Source organism: Hominilimicola sp., assembly GCF_046972485.1.
Lineage (GTDB): Bacteria > Bacillota > Clostridia > UBA1381 > UBA1381 > Hominilimicola > Hominilimicola fabiformis.
The window spans coordinates 1-4,039 of sequence record NZ_JBKVWU010000163.1; the positions used below are offsets into that span (position 1 = coordinate 1).

Annotated in this window: 5 protein-coding genes; all 5 read right to left on the reverse strand. The window is 39.7% G+C overall.

The window, feature by feature from the left end; translation table 11 throughout:
• The coding region (locus ACLTU0_RS11105; protein ID WP_412322497.1) for an isoleucine--tRNA ligase at positions 1-1,507 on the reverse strand (1,507 nt) is incomplete at its 3' end.
• 329 nt (positions 1,508-1,836) lie between these two features.
• Complete coding sequence (locus tag ACLTU0_RS11110; RefSeq protein ID WP_022230004.1) at positions 1,837-2,277, reverse strand: DivIVA domain-containing protein; 441 nt, start codon at positions 2,275-2,277, stop codon at positions 1,837-1,839.
• A 14-nt stretch (positions 2,278-2,291) separates the two neighbouring features.
• Positions 2,292-3,044 carry an RNA-binding protein gene (locus ACLTU0_RS11115; protein WP_337869373.1) on the reverse strand — a complete coding sequence of 251 codons (753 nt, stop codon included), beginning with the start codon at positions 3,042-3,044 and terminating at the stop codon, positions 2,292-2,294.
• 84 nt (positions 3,045-3,128) lie between these two features.
• Complete coding sequence (locus ACLTU0_RS11120; RefSeq protein WP_308456650.1) at positions 3,129-3,593, reverse strand: cell division protein SepF; 465 nt, start codon at positions 3,591-3,593, stop codon at positions 3,129-3,131.
• Positions 3,594-3,614: 21 nt separating this feature from the next.
• Positions 3,615-4,039, reverse strand: a 425-nt coding sequence (locus ACLTU0_RS11125; RefSeq protein WP_412322499.1) for a YggS family pyridoxal phosphate-dependent enzyme, incomplete at its 5' end; no start/stop codon positions are given.

Consider the following 4,039-nt stretch of genomic DNA (forward strand, 5'->3'; position numbering starts at 1 on the left):
ATTCAGGACACTTAATAGTTACAGCGTCAATAAACGGTCTGTGAAGTTCGATTTCATCAGGACAGTTATCAGACATTGACTTGAGTTCTTCGATAGAACCGATTGCGTGTCTGTGACCGCATTCACATTCCCAAATATTAAGCGGAGTACCCCAATAACGGTTACGGCTTATACCCCAATCCTGTACATTTTCAAGCCAAGCACCGAAACGTCCTTCACCGATTGTCTTAGGAATCCAATTAACTGTATTGTTATTTTTAATAAGGTCGTCCTTAACGTCTGTCATCTTGATAAACCAAGTATCACGTGCATAGTAGATAAGCGGTGTATCACATCTCCAACAGAACGGATAGCTGTGTTCAAACTTAGGTGCATTGAACAGCTGTCCTCTTTCTTCAAGATTTACAAGAATTTCTTTATCAACATCTTTACAGAATGTACCTGCCCAAGGTGTTTCCTTAGTCATTTCACCCTTACCGTCAACAAGCTGTACGAAAGGCAAGTCGTACTTTCTTCCGACATTCGCGTCGTCCTCACCGAATGCAGGAGCGATATGAACGATACCTGTACCGTCTGTAAGAGTTACATAACTGTCGCAAGTTACATAATAAGCCTTTTTATCAGGTGTTACGAAATTGAATAGCGGCTCATATTCCTTGTATTCAAGGTCAGTACCGACATACTTTTCAACCACTTCATATTCTGTATCAGGGAAGTTTGCCTCAACAAGAGCCTCTGCCAAAATAAACTTCTCGTCACCTACTTTAATTTTTACATATGTTTCAACAGGGTTTACACAAAGTGCAACGTTTGACGGAAGTGTCCAAGGAGTTGTTGTCCAAGCAAGGAAGTATGTGTTTTCCTCACCCTTTACGATAAATTTAGCAGTAGCACTGCGTTCTTTAACGTCCTTGTATCCCTGTGCAACTTCGTGTGAAGAAAGCGGAGTACCGCAACGCGGGCAATACGGAACTATTTTGTGACCTTTATACAAAAGTCCCTTTTCCCAAATTTGCTTTAATGCCCACCATTCAGACTCGATAAAGTTGTTGTCGTAAGTTACATAAGGGTCGTCCATATCAGCCCAAAAGCCGACTGTACCGGAGAAATCTTCCCACATACCCTTGTACTTCCATACACTTTCCTTACATTGCTTGATGAACGGTTCAAGACCGTATTCTTCGATTTGTTCCTTGCCGTCAAGACCAAGTTTCTTTTCAACTTCAAGTTCAACCGGAAGTCCGTGAGTATCCCAACCGGCTTTACGAAGTACCTTGTAGCCTTTCATTGTACGGTAACGCGGAATCATATCCTTGATAACACGCGTTAAAACGTGACCGATATGCGGTTTACCATTTGCAGTCGGAGGGCCGTCATAGAAAGTATAAACCTCTCCTTCTTTTCTTTCATCAATACTCTTTTGGAAAATGTGATTGTCTTCCCAAAATTTTTCGGTTTTCTTTTCTCTTTCAACAAAATTCAGATTTGGTGAAACCTTGTCGTACATTATATTCATTCCTTTCAAATAAAAAAGCTTTCGTCCTGCACAACAAGACGAAAGCCAAATGCTTCGTTATACCACTCGTCATACCAACATATGCGTTTCCTTTTACGGAGAAAACCCGTCACAGTCTACTCGGCAAAGCCTTTCGGTGTGAAACTCGGAAGTGATATTCAGCCATATTTACTCACCGCCATGCTCTCACCGTCCATAGCTCGCTCTGTGTTTTCAATATGACATACTGTCTTCGTCATCGTCTTTATTGTTTTATTATATTACAAAATATTTTTTTAGTCAACAGTTTTTATTGAAAAATTTCCTGTCTGCCAATGTTTTTAGTCGATATTATCGACCATTTTCATAACATTCGCACAAAGTGACTTAATCTGCATTTTATACTGTTCAATCTCGCCTTTCAGCGAAAGCATTTCTTGATGGCGTTTCATATGTTCATCATCAATCTGACGTGCAAGATAAGACGCGTCAAGCTTTGCTTTACTGATAATTGCATTCGCCTCTGTTTCGGCATTTCTCTTTGCGTCCTCGGCGGCTTGCTTGGCAATGTCAATCGACTTCTGCATTGTGTTTTCCATTTGCTTGTAACGCTCCACAGTTTCGGTCAAAAGTCCGATTTTATCTTTAAGCGTCTGATTTTCTTTACACAAAAGTTCGTAATCCTGTATTACAACGTCAAGAAAATCGTCAACCTCATCACAATTATAGCCCTTGAGTTTCTTTTCAAATTCCTTATTTTGAATATCAATAGGTCTTAGCACAACGCTCCCCCTCCTTACACGAACTTCTCCACAGTTATGTGAAGTCTTCCTTTCCTGGTATTGTTCCCAATATCCTTTAAAATAAATCTTCCGTAATTGCGTATGGATAATAAGTCACCCTCACCGACTTGCTTTGAACGGTCAAGCACTTCCCGGTGATTCAGTTTTACATATCCCGAACTTATTAATTTTTCCGTATTTCCTCTTGATATATTAAGTGTCGCCGCAACTACCGCGTCAAGACGCAATGACGCACATACGCACATTTTTTCGGTCGTTTTCGGTTTAGGCGGTATAAAGTCCGCCATATCAACGATTTTCGTATTAACACCCGCATTTGCAATCTTATTCACGTTTCGTGCAACATATTCCGCTATATCAGACATTACAAACACATATGCGCCCTCATCATCTGTCAAAATATCGCCGGTTTTACTCCTGTCGATACCGAGCGACATAAGCGTACCGAGATAATCCCTGTGCGTCAGTTTACGAAACTTCGGCACATCAAAACGTATAACGGAAATCGGCACTTCGCTTTCCTCAGACTCCTGCCATTCGGGAAATACGCAAAGCACCTTTCTTTCCGCATTTTCATAACCGCCGAAAAACAACGTATTATATCCGTACGGAATTTGAAATTCGTCCTCAATCACGGCAAGTTCACCGCCGTCAAGGAAATCGGAACATTTCATTTCACAATGCTTATCGCAAAGCGAAAACAAATCGTTTATCCTTGCAATAAGCAACTTATGATTTGTATTCATATTCACCTCATATACAAAAGGGTGGTAATATCCCATACCACCCAGCCGTATTTTGTTTAATTATAAGCAAATCCGAATATCGGATTACATAAAGTTCCAATCCATACCGTTTTTAACGTGTTCTTTCATTGTATCGCCTGTTATATCAATATTTTTCGGAGCGGCAACAAAAATACCCTCTGATACACGTCTGACTTTTCCGTTTACGCCGTAAGCCGCACCGGACATAAAATCAACAATTCTTCTTGCTTCTTCATTGTCAATCTGTCCTACATCAAAAATAACAAGTCTGCCCTCTTTTATTTCATTGGCAACATTTGTCGAATCGTTAATATCGGAAGGTCTCATTATCTTTATTCTCGAAGATGATGTCGGATTGATAGGCACTACCTTTGAGAAAGTCTTTTTCGGAGCAGACTGCTGCGAACTTCTCTTGACACGTGCGTTTTCTTCATCTTCTGTTTCTTCCTCATCATAATAGTCGTCATCATAATAATCATCTTCACTTTCAAAGCCCAAAAAGTGCTTTACTGTGTTTAAAAAACCCATTTGTCTGTATCCTTTCATAAATTACTTATTTTGAGAATAATCTCTTGCACCGAATATGGCACTGCCGACACGAACCATATTTGCTCCGCATTCAATGGCAGTTTCAAAATCCCCACTCATACCCATTGATAGGTATACCATATTAACATTATCATATTTTTTTTGCTTTATGTCAACAAAAAGTTGTCGCATGTTGTCAAAATGTAATCTGTTTGTAACAGAATTGTCAGTTTTCGGTGCTATTGTCATCAAGCCTTTAACTTTTACATGTTTTAATTCGCCGGCATATTTTAACAAATCTTCAACTTCTTCTTTTGATATACCCGATTTTGTTTCTTCGCCGGAGATATTTACCTGTATCAAAATATCCATATCAAGATTATGTTTTTCCGCCTGACGTTCGATTTCGTCCATAAGTTTGATTGAATCAACCGAATGAATAAGGC

Bases quoted from the DNA above. Each gene is read 5' to 3' on its own strand.
- ACLTU0_RS11115 (WP_337869373.1), bottom strand. From the start codon at position 3,044: ATGAATACAAATCATAAGTTGCTTATTGCAAGGATAAACGATTTGTTT.
- ACLTU0_RS11120 (WP_308456650.1), bottom strand. From the start codon at position 3,593: ATGGGTTTTTTAAACACAGTAAAGCACTTTTTGGGCTTTGAAAGTGAA.